16 protein-coding genes are annotated in these 17,348 nt (G+C 73.1%); 3 read left to right on the plus strand and 13 right to left on the minus strand.

The genetic code is table 11. From position 1 onward, the window contains the following. The first annotated feature begins 188 nt into the window (after positions 1–188). Complete coding sequence (locus tag HLB09_RS02065) at positions 189–1,646, plus strand: MOP flippase family protein (protein WP_171201748.1); 1,458 nt, start codon at positions 189–191, stop codon at positions 1,644–1,646. Positions 1,647–1,660: 14 nt separating this feature from the next. Here the strand turns inward: HLB09_RS02065 and HLB09_RS02070 are convergent, their stop codons facing one another. From HLB09_RS02070 to HLB09_RS02085, 4 genes are all read right to left on the minus strand, one after another. Continuing rightward, entirely contained in the window at positions 1,661–2,914 is a 1,254-nt protein-coding gene (locus tag HLB09_RS02070) for a polysaccharide pyruvyl transferase family protein (RefSeq protein WP_246234041.1), read from the minus strand. Positions 2,915–3,037: 123 nt separating this feature from the next. Beyond that, positions 3,038–4,111: an acyltransferase family protein gene (locus HLB09_RS02075; protein ID WP_171201750.1), complete on the minus strand. Its 1,074-nt coding sequence runs from the start codon at positions 4,109–4,111 to the stop codon at positions 3,038–3,040. A gap of 177 nt (positions 4,112–4,288) precedes the next feature. Beyond that, positions 4,289–5,110: a glycosyltransferase gene (locus tag HLB09_RS02080; protein ID WP_171201751.1), complete on the minus strand. Its 822-nt coding sequence runs from the start codon at positions 5,108–5,110 to the stop codon at positions 4,289–4,291. Next, positions 5,107–5,961 carry a glycosyltransferase family 2 protein gene (locus tag HLB09_RS02085; RefSeq protein ID WP_171201752.1) on the minus strand — a complete coding sequence of 285 codons (855 nt, stop codon included), beginning with the start codon at positions 5,959–5,961 and terminating at the stop codon, positions 5,107–5,109. The genes HLB09_RS02080 and HLB09_RS02085 overlap by 4 nt, the downstream gene beginning before the upstream one ends. Before the next feature lie 80 nt (positions 5,962–6,041). Between HLB09_RS02085 and HLB09_RS02090 the strand changes: the two genes are divergently transcribed. Beyond that, complete coding sequence (locus HLB09_RS02090) at positions 6,042–6,995, plus strand: core-2/I-branching beta-1,6-N-acetylglucosaminyltransferase family protein (RefSeq protein ID WP_171201753.1); 954 nt, start codon at positions 6,042–6,044, stop codon at positions 6,993–6,995. Between the two features lie 67 nt (positions 6,996–7,062). Here HLB09_RS02090 and HLB09_RS02095 read toward each other — a convergent pair whose 3' ends face one another. From HLB09_RS02095 to HLB09_RS02115, 5 genes are all read right to left on the minus strand, one after another. After that, entirely contained in the window at positions 7,063–8,031 is a 969-nt protein-coding gene (locus HLB09_RS02095; protein ID WP_171201754.1) for a hypothetical protein, read from the minus strand. Between the two features lie 219 nt (positions 8,032–8,250). Continuing rightward, a complete protein-coding gene (locus HLB09_RS02100; protein ID WP_171201755.1) occupies positions 8,251–9,129 on the minus strand; it encodes a WecB/TagA/CpsF family glycosyltransferase in 879 nt (292 codons plus the stop codon). A 111-nt stretch (positions 9,130–9,240) separates the two neighbouring features. Continuing rightward, complete coding sequence (locus tag HLB09_RS02105; RefSeq protein ID WP_171201756.1) at positions 9,241–10,074, minus strand: glycosyltransferase; 834 nt, start codon at positions 10,072–10,074, stop codon at positions 9,241–9,243. Beyond that, on the minus strand, positions 10,071–10,616 hold the full coding sequence (locus tag HLB09_RS19690) for an acyltransferase (protein WP_212755785.1): 546 nt from the start codon (positions 10,614–10,616) through the stop codon (positions 10,071–10,073). Before HLB09_RS19690 ends, HLB09_RS02105 begins: the two co-directional genes overlap by 4 nt. After that, entirely contained in the window at positions 10,609–10,842 is a 234-nt protein-coding gene (locus HLB09_RS02115; protein WP_171201757.1) for a serine O-acetyltransferase, read from the minus strand. Before HLB09_RS02115 ends, HLB09_RS19690 begins: the two co-directional genes overlap by 8 nt. Before the next feature lie 423 nt (positions 10,843–11,265). On the opposite strand from HLB09_RS02115, the gene HLB09_RS02120 reads away from it, so the two are divergent. After that, complete coding sequence (locus HLB09_RS02120; RefSeq protein WP_171201758.1) at positions 11,266–12,132, plus strand: glycosyltransferase family 2 protein; 867 nt, start codon at positions 11,266–11,268, stop codon at positions 12,130–12,132. 27 nt (positions 12,133–12,159) lie between these two features. Here the strand turns inward: HLB09_RS02120 and HLB09_RS02125 are convergent, their stop codons facing one another. From HLB09_RS02125 to HLB09_RS02140, 4 genes are all read right to left on the minus strand, one after another. Then, on the minus strand, positions 12,160–13,287 hold the full coding sequence (locus HLB09_RS02125; protein ID WP_171201759.1) for a DUF4124 domain-containing protein: 1,128 nt from the start codon (positions 13,285–13,287) through the stop codon (positions 12,160–12,162). A gap of 162 nt (positions 13,288–13,449) precedes the next feature. Beyond that, the gene (locus HLB09_RS02130; protein WP_171201760.1) at positions 13,450–14,757 is read right to left on the minus strand and encodes an O-antigen ligase family protein; all 1,308 of its coding nucleotides are present in this window, start codon (positions 14,755–14,757) and stop codon (positions 13,450–13,452) included. Beyond that, on the minus strand, positions 14,754–15,743 hold the full coding sequence (locus HLB09_RS02135; protein ID WP_171201761.1) for a GumC domain-containing protein: 990 nt from the start codon (positions 15,741–15,743) through the stop codon (positions 14,754–14,756). Before HLB09_RS02135 ends, HLB09_RS02130 begins: the two co-directional genes overlap by 4 nt. 122 nt (positions 15,744–15,865) lie before the next feature. Continuing rightward, the coding region (locus HLB09_RS02140; protein WP_212755787.1) for a sugar transferase at positions 15,866–17,348 on the minus strand (1,483 nt) is incomplete at its 5' end.

Genomic DNA, 17,348 nt, shown 5'->3' on the forward strand with positions numbered 1-17,348 from the left:
CGGCGGTAGGGTGCCCGCGGCCGCTGGCGTCCGAGCCGTGACACCCACTGAGAGGACGCCGACGTGACCCATCGCCGTGACCCGGGCGACGCATGAGGCCGCTGCGACGCCGTCGAGCGCCCTTCGAAACCGTGCCCCGCGATGCCACGGAGTCCTTCTCGGACGAGGCGAGAGCCGGTCTAGAGGGAATGGTCGACGACCGCCCTCCGTCGTCCATGGGGCGCGCCGTCGTCCGCGGCGCCACGTGGGCGACGTCGGCGCGGATGCTGACGCAGGCCCTCCAGTTCGCCGTCGGCCTCGTCCTCGCCCGACTGCTCGTGCCGGAGGAGTTCGGTCTCGTCGCGAGCGTCTACGTCATCACGGGCTTCGCCGTGATGTTCTTCGAGCTGGGTCTGGGGTCGGCTCTCGTCCAGCGGGCGTCCCTGACCGAGAAGGACAAGTCGACGGTCTTCTGGGTCAACGCGCTCGGGGGGGTGCTCTTCGCGGGGCTCCTGGCGCTCGCCGCTCCCCTCGTGGCTGACTTCTACGGTCAGCCCGAGCTGGTCGCGCTGACGCCGCTGGTGGCCCTGGCGTTCACCCTGTCGATCGGCGTGGTCCACAACGCCCTCCTCCAACGGCGGCTCGCCTTCCGGGCCGTCGCGACCATCGAGGTGGTGGCTGCGGTCCTCGGTCACGGCACGACGCTGGTGGCGGCACTGCTCGGGGCGGGCGCCTACGCGCTCGCCTACGGCCCCCTCGTGACGAGCGCAGCGGCGTCCATCGGCTCGTTCGCGGCGGTCCGCTGGTGGCCACGGCACTTCATCTCCGGTCGCTCCCTGAGGGAGCTGTGGCGGTTCTCCGGCGGCCTGCTCGGCTTCAACGTCGTCAACTACTGGGGGCGCAACGCCGACAGCCTCCTGGTCGGCCGCGTGCTCGGGGCAGCACCACTCGGTCTGTACAACCGGGCCTACAACCTGATGCTGCTCCCCATCACGCAGGTCACCGCCGCGCTGGGACGCGTGATGTTCTCGGCCCTCTCGGCGATGCAGGGCGACCACGCACGCATGCGCTCGGCGTACCTTCGCTCGTTGCGGGTCATCAACACCGTGACCGTGCCCATGCTCGTCGGGCTGGCCGCCGTCTCGGACGGGTTGGTCCCCCTGCTGTGGGGGCCGAACTGGACGGCGACCATCCCCGTCCTGCAGGTGCTCTGCATCGCCGGGCTCCCGCAGTGCATCAGCACGAGCGTGGGATGGCTCTACCAGGCGACGGGCCGGACGACCGTGATGTTCCTCATGGGGGTCGTCGGCACGGTCGTCGGGGTCGTGGCCATCGTCGTCGGGCTGCAGTGGGGTGTCGTCGGCGTGGCGGTCGCGGTGCTCGTCCGCTACTGGCTGATGCTGCCCGTCGGTGTCCACGTCGCTGGCCGCGCCGTCGGCCTCCGGGCTAGGACCGTGCTCGCCCAGGCGGCGCCGGTCTTCTTCATGTCCCTCGTGATGGGAGGAGTGGTGCGCTGGGGACCCGATCTCCTGGCGCTCGAGCGGACGTCTCCGCTGGTGGTCGTGGGCCAGGTGCTTGTCGGAGGGGCGCTGTACGTCGCCCTGCTGGCCCTCTTCGCCCGTCCGTCGCTCTCAGAGGTGCTCGCCGTGGCGCGGCGCAAGAGCTGACCTCCTGGCGATCCTCAGCCCCTCGTCGACCCGATCCTGTCCGCGAGCAGCGTGTCGAGCCCGTGCGCCCGCGCTCGCAGCGCCTCGACTCCTACCGCGAGCCGGCCGCGCAGGGCCGGCAGGTCTTCGAGCAGGGCGTCGAAGGCCGCCACGAGGGCGTCGTCCGTGACCTCCCCCACGTCCTCGACGTGGTCGCCGAGACCGACCTGACCCATGACCTCGCGCGTCTTGAACTCGTACGCGATGGGGAGGACGGGCGTGCCGGCGCCGAGGGCGATGATCCCCGCGTGCATCCGCGTTGTGACCGCGACGTCGTGCTCGCCGAAGACGGCCGCCAGCCCGGAGTGGTCGTGACGGGTGCGGTCGACGGTGGTGCTTCCCCGCACGTCCTCCGGCAGTCGCTGGTGGATGCGCAGCGCGATCGCCGAGTCGTCTGCCCAGTACTCGGGTGTGCCCTGGCAGGTCGACACGAAGGTGACGGCGGCCTCGCGTCGGCGGACCAGGTCGACGACCAGCGCGCCGACGGCGTCCTCGTAGGACCTCTGCTTGTCCCCGCTACGGAGGAAGATCTCGCAGTCGCGGACGCTGACGGCCACCCTCGGCCGGGCAGGCATCTCAGCCGATCGGAGACGTCCGGCGGCCGACGGTGCGGCGAGGGCGAAGACGATGTCCGGAACGACCTCCACGGCCTGGGTGGAGATGCCCACCTGGGTCAGGTGCTCCGCCGACCGGTCGTCGCGGAGCAGGACCAGGGCAGCAGTGCTCAGGAGGCGCCGCAGCCGGACCATGTAGTCCCGGTTGGTGAAGGGCCCCAGCGACTGCGGGAGGAGCACCAGTGTCGCTCCGGCCGCGCTCGCCACCTCAAGCTCGAAGAGCTTCGGGTCGAGGTCGTAGGTCTCGACCAGGGTCGTCCCGCCGGTGTGGGCCACCACGTCCGCCTCCGCGAGTGACCTGACGACCTCTCTCTCGGCCTCCCGCAGGAGGGCCTTGGCGACGCCCGGCGAGAGTCGCCACGCGCGAGCGGCGAGGAGGACGCGCCTGCGGTCCAACCACGGCACGAGGCCGCGCAGGCGCCGTCGTCGAGGGCGAGTCACGGCGGCGAGGACGGGATGGACCTCGAGGTCGGGGTACAGGCGGCGAGCCACGGGCGGCGCGCTGTCGTGGACCGCCATCTCGAGCCCCGGGAGAGCCCGTCGCAGCACGTCGACCTGAGCGTCGAGGATGGCGGCGTCGCCGCCGTTGGAGACGACCAAGCCGGTGATCACCATGCGCACGGCGCACACCCTAGGGCGATCGCTTCCTCCGACCCGCCCGCGCACCCGCTTCCGTCCGCGGCTCGGGCGCCAGCTCGCGATCGGTCCGAGGTTCCCCGGCCCGAGAGCCTGGGAGGCCTACGACGGGACCGCTCCGCGGTTTGAGGAGCCGTGCGCGGTCTCGACAGCGCCGGCGAGGGCATCGGGACGTCGATCGGCCGTGGTCCACCGGGAGGGTGGTCGGTAGAGGAGGCGCAGAGGCGTCCGCGCGAGCCCAGCTGCCAGCAGCAGGGAGATCGTCACGGCCGTCGCGACGACGAGCGGAGGGATCGCCACCTCGAGCCACGGCGGGGGTCCGTCCGGCAGCAGCAGGAGGAGCCGCGTGAGGCCCGCGATGACGATGACGTGCGTGACGTACACCGGCAGGGTCCGCCGCCCCAGCGCGTTCAGTCCGAGAGCGGAGGACGACCGTGGTGCCGAGGCCAGGGCGAGCACTCCCGCGGTCACGGAGAGCGCGCTGAGGAGCAGCGGCACGACGGGTAGCCACTGGAGCACGAGGAGGCGGACCAGCACCAGCGCTGCGGCGAAGCAGACCAGCGCGGTGAGCGCCACCCACCTGCCTGAGCGCTCAACGAGGGCGACGATCACGCGTCCGGCGTGGAGCCCCACGAGGAAGAAGACGAGGTAGTGCAGGAGCCCCTCGTACCCGAGGTTGCCCGTGCTGAGCGGTCCGAAGAAGAGCACCGACGCCGCTGCCGCCAGGACGACCTGGAGGGCCGGTGGCAGGCGGTCGCGTAGCGCGCGGGCGACGACGAGCGCCAGGAACAGCGCGTGCAAGTACCACAGGCCGGACTGCGGCAGCAGGGGTGAGAGGGCGAGGTCGAGCCAACTCGTCTCCTCGGGCCTGCTCTCCAGCGGGACCGCGGTGAACCAGCCGAAACGCAAGAGGCTCCAGATGACGTAGAGCCACGCGAGCGGGAGGAGGGTGTGACGCCACAGCGTCCGCCACGACTCCGTCATCACGCGCCGAGCGAGCAGGCCAGACGCGAGGAAGAAGAGGGGCATGGGGAAGGTGGCGAACACGTCGCGGACGACGGCCCACCGGGGGTCGGCGAGGTCGAAGGGCGCGAGCAGCAGGAGCGTGTGGTGGAAGGCGATCATCACGATCGCCACACCCTTGGCCGAATCGACCCACTCGATACGCTGAGTCATCAGCACCCACCTCCACTCCGCCGTCGTTGACAGAGAGTAGGTGGCGTCTGCTTTTCGCTCTAGACCTTCCGCCGAAAAGAGCCGAAGGGGTGAGACCTTCCGTCCGCTGCGTGAAGGTCGCGGCGCAGGTGCCGCCGCGCCACGCGACGAGCCCGGCGCGGTGGCGCGGCACGGCCCTCAGTCCTCCGCCCTCCCGGACACCGTGGCAGCCCGCCACCGCGCGGCGACCTCGACAGCTCGGGTCCTCCCCCACGGACCGGCGCCGGAGAGGTAGGGCACCTCACCGACAGGACGGCGTAGGTCACGCGCAGCGTCGAGCAGTCCGTACGGAGGTACGGGCCGCAGGTGGGCCACGGACGTCTGCTCCTTCACCAGGCGTCGGTAGTAGGAGCGGATACCGCGGTCACGCCGGTGGGCACCGGGCACGACTAGCGCCGGGTCGACGACGAGGTAGCGGTCGCCCGTGACCACGCGCCACGACCACTCCTTGTCCTCCGTGGCGGTCAGCCGCTCGTCGAAGGGGTGCTCCCGCCACACCTCTGCTGCCCACGCCGACGCGTGGTTGGTGAAGCCCCACCAGCGGTTCGCCGCCAGCTCCCCCGCGCCGGCGCGGAAGGGTCCCTCGAGCACGCGCCCCCACGGGTCGACGGTAGCCCCGCAGGCGGCGCTGGCACCGTCTTCGACGTGCTGGGCCGCCGTGCGGACCCAGTCGACCCTCGGCAGGGTGCTGTGGCTCGAGAGCGCGACGTGGACGCGGGCGGCGGCGGCCGATGCACCCTGGTTCAAGGCACCCCCGAAGGAGAAGTCGTCCCGGGGCACGTGCACCACCCGGTCCGCCCACGACCCGGCCAGCTCGAGCGTCCCGTCGGTGGAGCCCGAGTCCACGACGACGACCTCGACGGGAACGTCCTGGTCGCGCAACGACCGGAAGGTCGCCTCCACCGTCCCCGCTGAGTCGAAGGTCCTCACCACGACGCTCGCGCGCGCCTGGCCGCTCACCGGGGCACCTCCGCCAGGGCGCGCCGGACGCCGAGGCGCGTCGCGACGCGCGCCCCCTCCAGGAGGGCGTAGTGGACGCGGTCCGAGCGGCCGCGGGCGAGGCCGTAGGCGGCCCGTGCCACCGCGGTCCCCGTCATGCGAGCGAGGACCAGCGGGCTGGTGGCCACCGCCTGCTCGGCCCCGCGCTCGGCCCACGCACGGCGCAGGTGGGTGTTGCTGCGGCCGTAGCGGTAGTGCTGCTCGAGGTAGTCGCGGTAGCCGTCACGCGGCAGCCAGTCCATCAGGACGTCGCGAGCGACCTCGAGGCGCCAGCCACTCTCCTGCGCGCGCCAGCACAGGTCGGCGTCCCCGCCGCTGCGGGTGGCCGCGAAGCCGTCCAGCTCCTCCAGGACCTCCCGCCGCACGGCGAGGCTGCACGTCGGGAGGTAGGGCATGTACCAGGCCCGGTCCACGTAGCTGTCCACCGAGAAGGGCTGCTCGAGCGCCGCAACCCGGGAGGCCACCGACCGCCCCGGTGGCACGACGACGTCGCCCCCGGCGAGCCCCACGCCCTCCCGTTCCAGGACGCCGACCAGCGCCTCCGCCCACCGCGGGCGCGGCCGGCTGCGGGCGTCGAGGAAGAGCACCGCGTCGCCGCTCGCTGCGCGCCACCCGAGGTTGCGCGCCGCGTACGGACCGACGCCCCCACTCCGGACGACGTCGTACCGGGAGTCCTCCGGGATCACCGGCTCCGGGGCGTCGTCGACGAGCACCACCTCGTCCAGGGGACGGCTCTGCCGCTCTAGGCTCTCGAGGCAACCCTCGACCAGCGCGCCGAGCCCTCGCACGGGGATGACGGCGGACGTCCGCACGGCTGCTCCTCACCACCCCCGAGCCGAGGGCGCCGAGGGACCTCGATGTCGACGTCAACCTAATCACGGGGAGGCCGCAGGTGACCTCAGCGCAGGAGGACCGCAGCACCGGTCGGGCGCCCGTCGTCTGCTACGTCGTGCTGTGCCACGACGACGCTCCGGCCGCGCTCTCCCTCGTGGGAGCGATCCGGGCGACGAGCCCCCACGCACAGGTGCTCCTGCGGCACGACCAGCCCGTCGGCTATCTCGACGGCGAGGACGCCGACGCGGTGGGCGCCACGCTGCTGCGCAGCCGCATCCGGGTCACCTGGGGCGGTTGGAGCCTGGTGGAGGCCATGCTCGAGGCCTCGGCCCATGCGGTGGACGTCCTGGAGGCCGACCTCGTCGTCCTCGTGTCGGGACGCGACCGCCCCGTCCGACATCTCGGTCGGTGGGAGGAGGAGCTGCTCGACACAGGCGTGGACGCCCTGCTGGACGTCGACCCGTCCCCGGACCCGGCTCGCCACCTCTACCGGTGGGCGACCTGGCAGCGCCCCCGTGTCGTCCCGCGGCTCGTCGGGCGCCTCGGTCGACGTCTCTGGCAGCGCGGGCCAGCGCGGTGGCAGCGGCGAGTGCTCGCCTACCCCACCTCCCGCGACGGCGTGTGGGCCATCGGCCTGCGACTCCGGCACGACCCCGTGGCCGCGCTGGGCCTGCGGTACATCAAGGGGTCGCAGTGGATGGTCCTCAGCGCGGCCGCGGTCCGGGCTGCGACCGACCAGCGGACGGCCGTCGCTCGCCGCGTCTTCGCCCGCACGCGCATCCCGGACGAGTCCTACGTGCAGTCGGTGGTCAGCGCCGACCCGGACCTCAGGACGCGGCGGGGGCGGACGACGTACACCGTCTTCCCGCCCGGCTCGGCGAGCCCTCGGGACCTGCGGGCCGCGGACGTGCCGGCCGCCGTGGCGTCCGGCGCGGCCTTCGCGCGCAAGATCCCTGCCGGAGCGGCTGGGAGAGCCGTCGTCACGGCGTGCGACGCCGCGGCGCGGCCCTGAGGAGCTCTCACGGCGCGGGGCGCCCCCGCCGAGCGGCGGGAGCGCCCCGTGCGGATCAAGGCTCGGGTCAGCGCGGCGCGCCCCAGTCCTCCTCGATCACCTGGAGGCGGTCCCAGGGGAAGCCCGCCATCACGGCGTAGCTGCCCGTCCCGTCGAGGATCCCGTACCAGGGGTTCTTGCCGGCGACCCGACCCGCGCCCTCCCCGCTCTCAGCGGTGACAGCGACGGCGCCGGCCGTGTCCGTGACGATGAAGCCGTAGGTCTGGGCGGCCTCGGCCACGGCCCGGGCCACGGGGTGCAGGCCGAGCCGATCGACGTCGACCGCCGGGTCGAGCCGGAAGCGGGTGCCCATGGGGATGGCCGAGCTCCGCTGGTCCGAGCCGTCGCTCCTGGTGGCGGGGTAACTCACCTCGCCCCAGTGCGCGATGCGGGGCAGCGACAGCGAGAGCGCGTGGTCGATGTCGCCGCGCTCGGCCTCGTGGATGCGGACGGCACCGACCGAGGACGCCAGGCCGCTGGCGCTCGCGCCGTAGGTCGAGGGGAAGGCGCCCGTGCTCCGGGAGACGCGGTCGATGCGACCGCCCCAGCACGCGGACCAGCCGCTCGAGGTCTTGCGGGCCTTCCAGAACTCCCAGAGCTGGTCGGTGCTCGGCGAGTACACCGTCAGCTGGCCGTCGGTCCCGGCGGCGGGGACGGCGTCGGCCGGGATCGGCACGTCCTCGAAGTGGCCGCCCGGGCCGAAGAGGCCACGGGGGGTCCACCCCTTGCCCTGGCAGTCGTCGAAGCGGACGTCGACCCGTCGCTGGCTCGAGCCCGCCATGTTGAGCGAGGCGCCGTAGGTGTAGACGTTGAAGGCAGCCACGCCGCCGTACCGCGAGGTCACCTGCTGCTCGAGGTTGTCGACCATCGCGGCGCTGCCGCGGTCCACAGGAGCGCGCGAGACGTCCTTCGTGAAGACGTTGCTGGGAGGGAGGACGGGCTGCCCCGCGGCCCGGCCCGAGTCGGCCAGCGCGCCCAGGGACGCGCCTCCCGTCACAGCGATCGCCAGGGCGAGCCCCGCCGCGCAGCGGCGAAGGTGTCGGACGGACAGAGGCATGCGAGGGCTCCCGAGATCGACAAAAGAGACGTCACTCACCCGATCGGGTGAAACGGCCGGATCATAAGCCCTGGATCCCCGCATGGTGCCCTGGTCGCCCACAGGAGCCGACGGCCGGAGGCGTCCGTCGAAACTGCGCCTGCGGAGGCCGCCTAGAAATCAGGCGGCTTGACGGCCGACGACCGTCGCCCGGTGGAAGGAGCGAGCGAAGAGGCCGGCTGCGTAGGGCAGGTCGTCCACGAGGTAGCGCCGCGCCATCCGACGGGGCTCCATGACGAGCCGGTGCACCCACTCCAGGCCGCTCCGCTGCAGTCCGCGCGGCGCGCGGGACACCCTGCCGGACAGGAAGGTGAGCGCGCCCCCGCACCCGATGAACCAGGCGTGCGGCAGTGCTGCCCTCAGAACGCCGATGAGACGCTCCTGCTTGGGGAAACCGAGGCCCACCAGCACGAGGTCGGGCTTCGCCCGGCGGAGGTCAGCCACGATGGCCTCCATCTCCCGCTCGTCCTCCTCGAAACCGTGCGGAGGGCAGTGCCACCCGACCACGCGCAGCTCGTCGTGCTCGGCGGAGAGGTTCTCCGCGGCGAGCTCGGCCACGCCCTCCTCACCGCCGAGCAGGTACACGGAGCGCCCGGCGCCCGCCGCGGCCGCCGGCAGCGACTCCGCGAGCGACGCACCCGTCACCCGCTCGGGCAGAGGGCTTCCCAGGACGCGGGAGGCCCAGACGATGGGCATGCCATCCGCCACGACGAGGTCGGCCTCAGCGGCGATGCCTCTCAGGGCCGGACGCCGCAGCTGGCGCAATATGTCGACGTTGGGCGTGAGGAGCATGCCCCCTCGCCCCTGCGCCATCTCGCCGAGGACGTGGTCGACGACCTCCGTCTCGGTGACGGCGTCGAAGGCGACGCCGTCGACGACGACCCTCGGGCCCGCCGGGGCGGCCCCGGTGGGGGCGGGGAGCGGGGTGAGCTCGGGTCGGGGACTGGGGACCGGCGACGCTGCCAGCTCCTCGGGGGTCGGTGCCGGTCGGGTGGTCATGGGAGCAGTCAAGGGCATCTGGCCCCTCGACCCAAATCGGCACAAGCATGTTCACATGATGTTCACAAGAGCCGGAGGCACCATCACGGGGAGATCACGGCTCGCCGTCGGTCAGCGCGTCGTCTCGTCCCGGTGCCACGTCCGGGGCGCCCGGCGGGCCCGGAGCCGTGCGACCAGCACCACCGCCACGTAGACGGCCGTCGAGGGGATGGTCGAAGGGCGGCGCCGCGCGTCGAGCAGCAGCGACCTCACGGTCTCCCCCGTGCTGGTCGCGTGAGCCTCGTCACCGCTGCCGGCGAGCTCCGTGTTGCCCTGCGCCGTGCGCGTGCGGACGGCGAGGAGGCTGCGGAGGGTCCGGGGCGTCTCGACCTCGAAGACGTGGTCCTGCAGGACGACCCGCTCCTCCGGCGCGAAGGTGCGCTGGACGAAGAGGTCGTCGCTCGTGACGTCCGGGAAGGCGGCGAACCGCGCCCTGCCCGCCTCGCTGACCCCGTAGAGGCCGAGGCCCACGAGGCCGTCCGTCGTGTAGGGGATGCGGGCGTAGGCGGCGTAGAAGGCCCTGACCGACCAGGGACGACCCTCCACGCGGAAGCGGACCCGCGGCGCAGCCGCCCGGGGCTCAGGGCCCGTCAACGCGTCGGCGACCGCGCGCAGGGCCGGTGCGCCGACGAGGACGTCGGCGTCCAGGTAGACGCGCGGGTAGGCGGACACGGCCGCGTCCCCGGCGTCGAGGGCGAGGCGCTTCGAGCCCTCGACGAGCTCCACCACGCGCACGCCGAGGCGCTGCCTCGCGACCTCGGCCGTCCGATCCGTGCAGCCGTTGGCCACGACCACGACCTCGACGTCCGCGCTCGCGCCGTCGAGGAAGGCGTCGAGGCAGCGCCCGACGACCCGCTCCTCCTGGTGGGCGGGGATGACGACGGAGAAGCGCGCCGAGCCGCTCACAAGAGCTCCCGCACGACCTTGGCCGGAACGCCTGCGACGAGCACCCCATCAGGCACCTCGCCGCGGACGACGGCCCCTGCGGCCACGACGCTGCCCGACCCGATCCGCGACCCGCGGAGCACGACGACGTTCGCCCCGACCCAGACGTCGTCGCCGATGATCACTGGAGAGGTCCGGTAGCGGGCCGCGCCCGGCGCCACAGGCCCCACCACGTGGTCCTCGTCATGGATGGAGACGCGCTCGCCGAACATCACCCGCGAGCCGATGGTCAGCCCCTCGAAGACGCAGACGTAGGCGCCGACGTTGAAGAAGACGTCGTCCCCCCAAGTCGTCGGCGCGTCGATGACACCGTGGAAGTCCCCGGCGATGACGCACCGCTCACCCCGGTCCAGGCCGCCGCCCGGCCCGACGCGGATGTCGACCCGTGGCCCGAAGACCATCGGCGTCCCCGCCAAGGACGGACGTCGTGCGAGGGCACCCAGGTACCGCAGCCGGCGGACCCCGTTCTCGAGCCTCCGGCGGTCGAGGCGGAGGTCAGCCACGGTCCCTCCCGTGCGAGGGCACGCCGACCGCGGTGGCTCCTGGCTCGACGTCGCGGACGACGACGGCGTTGGCGCCGACCGAGCACCCCGCGCCGAGCTGGACCGGTCCGAGCACCGCTGCGCCCGTCCCCACGTACACGTCGTCCTCGAGCGTCGGGCCCTGGTGGCCACCGCGGACGCCGAGGGTGACCCGGTGGTAGAGCGTGACGCCCGCTCCGATGCGCACCGACGGGTGCACCACCAGACCTCGACCGGCGTGGGGCAGACGAAGACCGGGTCCTGCCACGGCTGAGCGGGGGAGCTCGGCCCCCACGACCCCCCGGGTCCAGACCGCGTCGAGGACGCCGTGCAGTCGGCGGACCGCGAAGGCGGCGGCGCCACGCCTCCCGTGGGCGGCGTGGCCGAGCCTCCAGACGGCTACCGTCAGCCGGTCTGCGACGTAGGGGTTGCGCCGCACATCGGCTGCCAGGAGCCGTCGGAGCTCCGCGACGCCCCCGGGTCTCGCCACGGCGGCCGGGGCGTCGACATCACGCTGCACGGGCAGACCTTAGCGAGGTGAGCACCTGGCGACCGCGCCGTCGCCCGCGTCGTGGACGATGGGGCCGCCGTCGATCACGAGGCGTCGGTGTCCAGCAGACGGGAGCTCCACATGCCAGGCCCGCACGCCGACGTGACCGTGGTCATGCCGGCCATGAACCGAGAGGGCCTCATCGCTCGAGCCCTGCGGAGCGTGGCGTCGCAGACGCTGACGCCCGCCCGGGTCGTCGTCGTCGACGACGCCTCCGACGACGGGACCGCCGACGCGGCGCTGGCCGAGGGGGTCGAGGTGATCCGCATGCCCGAGCGGTCCGGGAGCGGCCCGGCGCGCAACGCGGGCATCGAGGCGGCGACGACGACCTGGGTCGCCTTCCTCGACAGCGACGACGAGTGGCTGCCGGAGCACCTGGAGACCGTGATGGCGCACGCAGGAGGTCGGGACCTCGTGTCTGCCGCCGCCGTCTCGCCCGCGGGCCGCTGGCTCGGCAGCCCCTCTCGAGGGGCGAGGCGCATCACCCCGCGAACCGTCCTCGTGCCGAGCGAGCTCGTGGTGACGAGCGCGACCGTCGTGCGGCGCGAGGCGCTCGTGGCCGCCGGGATGTTCCGGCCGCTCCTGCGGGCGCAGGACCTCGACCTGTGGATCCGCCTCCTGGAGAAGGGCGAGGGTGTCGTCGTGGGCGACGCCACCGTGCTGTACCACGAGCACGCCCAGCAGGCCGTGAAGGACGTCGACCTCATGCGGCGGACGTTCGAGCGCATCGTCAGCGACTACGCCGACCGGCCGTGGATGGACGTCCTCGTCCGCGACGGCGCCCTCGGTCGTGTGGTCTGGGACGACCTCCGCGCGGCCCAGCGCACACGCGACGGGGCGGCAGCCGCCGGGTGCCTCCGCTGGTTCGCGACGCACCCGGCGGCTGTGCCCGCCGTGGCCCGTGTCCTGCTCCGTCGAGCGAGGGCGCGGGCCCGGCTCAGGGCCTGAAGGCCTGAGGGCCTGAGGGCCTGAGGGTCAGGCGTTGCAGGTGGGCCCGGCGGGCGCCGTCTCGGTGCCCGGCTTCCCGTAGTGGTCGGGCAGCACCTGGATCTTGTCCCACGGGAAGTTCTTCATGACGGCGTACGACGGCGTCCCCCCGAGAATGCCGTACCACGGGTTGGAGCCGGTGACCGCTGCGACGCCGTCACCCGCCTCGGCCTGGACAGCCACGGCGCCCGCGGTGTCGGTGACGATGAAGCCGTACTTCTGCGCGGCCTTGGCCACGGCCTTGGCCACGGGGGTCAGCTTGAGGGCGTCGACGTTGACCGTCGGGTCGAGACGGAGGCGCTGGCCCTGCGGGACGGCGGAGGCACTCGTGCTCCAGCCGTCGCTGCGGACGGCCGGCCAGCTGACCGTCTTGTAGTGCTTCGGGGCGATGAGCTGCAGGGACAGCGCGTGGTTGATGACCCCCGTCTTGGCCTCGTTGATCCGAATCGAGCCGGCGGTCACGGCGAGACCGCTCGCCGAGGCGCCGAAGTGGTCCTTGAACTGCCCGGCGCTGGTGGAGACGGTGTCGATCCGGCCGCCCCAGCAGGCGTGCCAGCCGTCGGCCTTCTTGCTGGCCTTCCAGAACTCCCAGAGCTGGTCCGTGCCGGGCGAGTAGATGGTCAGCTGGCCGTCGGTGCCCGCCGCCGGGACGGCGTTGCTGGGGATCGGCACGGAGACGAACTGTCCGCCGTCGCCGTAGAGGCCCGACGGGACGTAGCCCTTCTTCTGGCAGTCGTCGAACTTGACGTCGACGCGCTTCTGCGTCGAGGGGACCGTGTAGACGCTCGTCCCGAACTTGTAGACGTTGAAGGCGGCCACGCCGCCCCAGTGGTCCTTCACCTGCTTGGCGACATTGGCGGACATGGCCGCCGAGTCCGGGTGCAGCGGCGCATGGCTGATGTCCTGCCGCCACACGCTGGTCTCGGCGAAGATGCCGCCGACAGGACTGGAGGCCACAGGTGCGCTGACATCGGTGACCCCCGCCGGCGGCGGCGCGAAGGACGAGGTGCCGGCCGTGGCGCCGCTGGCGCTCCCGGCTCCGACGAGGACGACGCCGAGAGCTGCGATGGTGGCGAGAGGGCGATGCAGGGCGCGACGGACGATGGGAGCGAGCAACGGGGGTTCCTTCCCTCGGTGCACCTCGAGATGAGGCACGACGTGCCCATCCCTCGTCCTCTCCAGCTCTCGCACTGAAGTCACCTCCTTCCTCGCCGTGAAGCCCCCACTCGTCCGGGGGGGGTTTCTCTGGTCTCATCCAGCGAAAGGCGCCGCCACGACTCAACGACCGAGGCCGCTGCCGCCAGCCGTCAGCTCGACGCCACGGGAGTCGGCCGTCGAGGTGGATGACGGAGCGAGCACCATCCCGGCCAGGAGGAAGACGAGGTAGTTCGGCAGCGGGTAGGGCACCGGACTGAGGAGCAGCGCCACGCCCCAGGTCGCCGCACCCCCGGTGAGCACCAGCCGCCAGCCGACCAGGTCGACCGGAGCAGACCTCGGCACGCGGCGGAGGACGGCGCGCAGAGGCCCCAGGACGACGCAGAGCGCCCACAGCAGCGCGCCGGGGATGCCGAGCTCGGCCGCCCGGGCGAGCGGCACGTTGTGGACCTCGATCCTGACGTTGGTCACGGGGTAGTCGTCGGCCTGACGGACGTACTCGTCGCTGGCGTCGATGAAGCCCACCCAGCCGACGCCCGTGAGCGGCTCCCTCTCGATCAGGCGCAGCGCCGCCTCGTTGACGTTCCTCCGGTCGTCGAGGGACCGCGTCGTCGTCGCCCTCTCGTTGACGGCTGCCTGGAGGCTCGGGACAGCGGCGAGCAGGGCGACCACCACCACCGCGCCCCCGGCGAGCATCACTGGCAGGAGGCGCCGCAGCTCGCGCTGCTGAGCACAGGCGACGACGACCCCGATGAGAGCCCCCAGCCAGACGGACCGCGTCAACGTCAGCAGGACGCCGACGGCGCACAGGGCCGTGGTGAGCAGGGCGATACGCCTCCAGGCCCGACGCGACCGCGAGGAGAGGAAGGCCGCGGCGAAGGCGCACTGCACGAGCACGAGTCCCATGGCCTCGCTCGCCACGAAGGGACCTCGCGAGCGTCCGGCCTGGATGCCGAGGGACGGGTCGACGATGTAGCGCGGGTAGACGAGGGACGGCGCGACCCGCTCGAGCACGGCGGTGATGGCCAGGTACAGCCCGAGCACCGTGAGCGCCTTGAGCAGGAGGTCGCGGCGCTCAGGAGTGCAGAAGACCACCGGTGCGACGGCGAAGAGCACGAAGGGCACCAGGAGGCGGTCGGCCAGGGCGAAGAGCCCGTACCCGGTGAGCAGCGTGTCGTTGACGAAGGCCGACCACGCCGCCAGGACCACGAGGGCGACCATGGCGACGTGCACGGGCCGGAGGTGCCAGCGCACCCTCCTCCAGGCCCACGGGTCGAGGGCGAGGAGGCCCAGTGCGGCGGCGAGCGTCAGGCGGTCAGGGCTGATGGGCAGGCCGAGGGCGTCGGACCCGATCCCGGAGAAGACGTTGAGGACGAGCGTCGCCAGCAGCAGCCACAGGTACGCCGGCCGCTCGGGGCCCCAGCCCCTCATGAGCGGTCGCGCGCCCGCGTCTCCGCCACGGTCGTGCGCCCGTCACCCGAGCGGTCCGTCTCGAGGAGCGAGTCCACGCCACCGGGCTCGTCGGTCACGACACCCGCGGGCCGTGGTCGCCTGCGCGCCCTGTCGAGCAGGACCGCCGCCAGGAGACCGAGGAGCAGACCGGCGACGAGCCCGACCAGCCCGTACCGCTGCACCTGCGTGGTCGACGTGTCGAAGGACGGTGCTGCCTCCGCGACCGTGACGAGCTGGTAGGAGAGGTCGTCCGACGTGACCGCGTCCTGGTAACGGGCCTCGAGGGCGCCCTGCCGGGCGCTGAGGACCGCCAGCTGGGCCTCGAGGTCGACCAGCTGCGCCTGCACGTCCGGCGAGGGCGGAGCGGTGGCCGGCGCGCTCTGGATGCTGGCGGAGAGGCTGTCCCGCTCGGCCCTCGTCTGCGCCACCTCGCGCGAGAGGTCGGCGTACTGGCCGAGCAGCTCGTCGGCGTCGCTCGAGGTGTTGACGCGGGAGGACTGCTCCAGCAGGTAGTCGGTGACGGCCGCAGTGGCGCGGGTCGCGACGTCGGACGTCGCCGCCGTCACCTCGACGCGGATGATGTTGGACTCGGGGATGGGTGAGGCGGAGACGTCCTCCACCTCCGCCGCGTCCTCCCCCAGCACCGGCTCGAGGGCACCGAGCGCCTGCGAGTTGTCGACGTAACGAGCCGTGCTCGCCGCGAGCTGGCCCGCGGCGTAGGCGTAACCCGGGACGGACAGCGCGAGGAGGTCGTTGCTGCCGACGGCCACGCGCGACTCCGAGGTGAAGGACGCAGGTGTGGCGGCACCCAGGGCAGCACCGGTGAGCGCTCCGGCGATGGTGAGGACGGCGCCGACGACCCAGTGCCGCCGCAGAGCCGTCAGCGGGCTGACGGGCTCCCGGTCCACCGTGACCACCTCGACGGGCACCTCGGACGGGCCGGTGCTCGGCTTGGTGCTCGACACCTGCTGCTCCTCACGGTCGACGGCCTGACCGGTGGAGGGTACGGGCCCGCGCTGGGGGCCCACCGCAGCGCGGGAGCGGTCGACACCTGGGAGGGCGGGTCGACCGGACCCGTCGACGGCGCTCAGTACGCCCCCTTCCCCTTGACGACCGAGCCGACCGTCTTCCAGAGGATCATCGCGTCGGTGGCCGGCGACCAGCTCTCGACGTAGCGCACGTCGAGGCGCTCCGACTCCTCGGCCGACAGGTGCGAGCGACCGCTCACCTGCCACAGGCCCGTGATGCCGGGCTTGACGGCGAAGCGGCGGTGCATGTCCTGGCCGTACCGCTCGACCTCGGACGCCAGCGGCGGGCGGGGCCCGACCAGGGACATCTCACCCCTGAGCACGTTGAAGAGCTGGGGCAGCTCGTCGAGGGAGTAGCGGCGCAGGACCCGCCCGACCGGGGTGACGCGCGGGTCACCCTTCATCTTGAACAGGACGCCGTTGCCCTCGTTGCCCGCCATGAGCTCGCCGAGCCGCTCGTCCGCGCGGTCGACCATGCTGCGGAACTTCAGCATGTCGAAGGGCCGGCCGTCCTCCCCGACCCGCTCCTGGCGGAAGAGGACGGGCCCGGGGCCGGACCGGTGCACGAGCAGAGCCAGCACGGCGAGCACCGGGGCGAGAGCGAGCACGCCGAGGCCGGCGCCGGCGACGTCGACGACCCGCTTCACCAGCGCCCGGACCCCCCGCAGCTCGGGGCGCTCGAGGTGGAGCAGCGGGAGGCCGGCGACGGGGCGGATGGCCACGCGGGGCCCGGCCACCTCCGCGATGCCGGGGGCGACGACGAGGTCGGCCGTCGTCTCCTCGAGCCGCCAGCCGAGGCGGCGCAGCCGCAGGCTGTCCATCTCGGCGCACGGCAGGACGACGACGGTCTGGATGCCGTCGCGGCGCACGACGTCGACGACGTCGTCGAAACCGCCGAGGACGGGCGCCGGCAGCTCCTCGACGACGCCGCCGGGGCCGACGAGGGACGCCGACGTCGTGCAGCAGCCGACCACCTGCAAGCCCTGCTGGGGCGCGTGCTGCAGCTGGCCGACCATGTCGCGGATGCCCTCGGCGCGGCCGACGACGAGCGTCGTCGCCGTGCGACGGCCGACGCGGCGCAGACGGTGGGTGCGCCTCCGGAGGGCGTAGCGCGCCACGAGGGTGAGCAGGAGCGCCGCGGGCAGCGCCACGACGACGTAGCCGCGCGCCACCTGGAGGTCGAAGGCGTACGCGGTCGTCGAGACGGCCGCGACGACGCTGACGCCCGCGAAGGCGACGCGGCGCACCTCCTCCGGCCCGGTGAAGAGGAAGCGCGTCTCGTAGCCGCGCATGACGGCGACGGCGGCGACCCACAGCACCGGCAGCAGCAGGACCGACCAGGCGGGCTGGTGGGTGATCTCCCACCACCACGCCCCCGAGCCGAGCGAGCCGAAGCGCACGGCGTAGGCGACGAGCGCGGCGACCAGGGCGGCGGCGCCGTCGACGAGGGGCAGCCGGCGGGCGTAGCGGCTCTCCCAGCCGGCGTCGCGCGGGTCCTGGGTCCGCGGCGCGGGCGTGGCGACGACCGGCTGGGGGGCGACG

The organism is Pseudokineococcus marinus (assembly GCF_013004605.1).
Lineage (GTDB): Bacteria > Actinomycetota > Actinomycetes > Actinomycetales > Quadrisphaeraceae > Pseudokineococcus > Pseudokineococcus marinus.